3 pseudogenes are annotated in these 1,057 nt (G+C 74.6%); all 3 read right to left on the bottom strand.

The annotated features are described in order from the left end of the window. Positions 1-254 (bottom strand): annotated as a pseudogene (locus FV222_RS27135) (ABC transporter permease); the annotation flags it as partial. A 128-nt stretch (positions 255-382) separates the two neighbouring features. Then, positions 383-862, bottom strand: a pseudogene (locus tag FV222_RS31640) (glycosyltransferase); the annotation flags it as partial. Then, positions 859-1,057, bottom strand: a pseudogene (locus FV222_RS30265) (glycosyltransferase family 2 protein); the annotation flags it as partial. The pseudogenes FV222_RS30265 and FV222_RS31640, both read right to left, overlap by 4 nt.

Genomic DNA, 1,057 nt, shown 5'->3' with positions numbered 1-1,057 from the left:
GGCAGGTCCCGCTCGGGCAGGCGGGTGACGCGGAGCGACGGGTCGGCCTCCAGGGCCTTCATCAGCCGCTCGGTGGTGGCGGTGCCGGCGAGGTCGGCCAGCCCGAGATGGATGCGGATGCGGTCTCCGATCGCGCCCGAGAAGATCGCCGCGAAGATCACGAAGATCACGGTCGGCAGCACGAAGGCCATCGTCAGGGCGGCTCGGTCGCGGATCAGGCTGATCCACATCACGCGGAAGGCGGCGCCGATCATCGGCCAGCCCCGGCCGCGCGCAGGGCCGCGGGGTCGCCGGCCAGCGCGTCGAGATAGAGCGCCTCGAGGCCGGGCGCCCGCACGCGGACCTCGCAGGCCGGCACCGCCTGCGCGCGCAGCGCGTCGAGCAGGTCCGCGCCGTCGAGGACGCTCGGAAACGGGGCGATCAGGCGCTCGGCGCTGCGGAAGGCCTCGAGATGGGGCCGGTCGTCGCGGGTGCCGGCAAGCCGGACGATCAGCACCGGTACCGACAGCAGCCGCGCGAACAGCGCGACCTCGACCGAGACGTCCACCACCAGCAGAACCGGGTCGGCTTCCGCGATCCAGGCCGCGATCGCCGCCATCCGGTCGCGCAGGCCCGGCAGACCGAGGGGCGCGTAGTGGAACGCTTCCGGGCGCGTCTCCGCGCCGTCGCGCCCGTCGAACCCGCCCTCCGGAAGTCGGTCGTCGGGCAGGTCGAGCGTGGCCCCGGGCGCGCCGCCGCGATCGAATGCGGCCAGGGTGCCGATCAGCGTGCACGGCCGCTTCATCTCGCGGGCGATCAGGCAGGCCCGCTGCCAGTGGCCGGCGCCCTGATGGTGGACGTAGTAGCCGACCGGTCGCGTCACGCCGCCGCGCTCGGGCGCAGGATCGCGTCGAAGCCCGCGAGCGCGTCGTCGAGATCCATCTCCGGGGCAGGCCCGTCGGCGGCCTCGCAGATCGGGCTCGCCCGCTCGACGAAGGCGATGTCGTTGACGCAGGCGTCGGGATCGATGGCCGCGAGGTCCGCCGCGGTCAGGCCGAACGCCGCCAGGGCCGCGTGG

It is taken from the genome of Methylobacterium sp. WL103, from assembly GCF_008039885.1.
In the GTDB taxonomy this organism is placed as follows: domain Bacteria; phylum Pseudomonadota; class Alphaproteobacteria; order Rhizobiales; family Beijerinckiaceae; genus Methylobacterium; species Methylobacterium cerastii.
Note: the sequence above shows the minus strand (reverse complement) of the source record. Positions and strands in the feature narration are given on the sequence as shown.